Consider the following 321-nt stretch of genomic DNA (forward strand, 5'->3'; position numbering starts at 1 on the left):
GCGACCGGGGTCAGGACTTGCCCCCCGCACAGCCCTTCCGCAACTACGTGGCGCAGGCCCGGCTGGGGCTGACACCCGCCCAACACGAGGCCTACTTCCGCGAGCAACTGGGCGATGTGGACGAGCCGACGCTGCCCTACGGCCTGTCAGACGTGCAGGGCGATGGCAGCCAGGTCGGCGAAGCCCACCTGGCGCTGCCGGATTCGCTGAGCCAAGCGCTGCGCACCCAGGCCCGCCGCCTGGGCGTGAGCGTGGCCAGCCTGTGCCACCTGGCCTATGCCCAGCTGCTGGGCCGGGTCAGCGGGCGCGAGGACGTGGTCT

Annotated in this window: 1 protein-coding gene; it reads left to right on the forward strand. The window is 72.3% G+C overall.

The features are described from left to right. Positions 1-321: hypothetical protein (locus H5407_RS23850; protein WP_183106943.1), on the forward strand; the 321-nt coding region annotated here is incomplete at both ends.

The organism is Mitsuaria sp. WAJ17 (assembly GCF_014174515.1).
In the GTDB taxonomy this organism is placed as follows: Bacteria; Pseudomonadota; Gammaproteobacteria; order Burkholderiales; family Burkholderiaceae_C; genus Roseateles_B.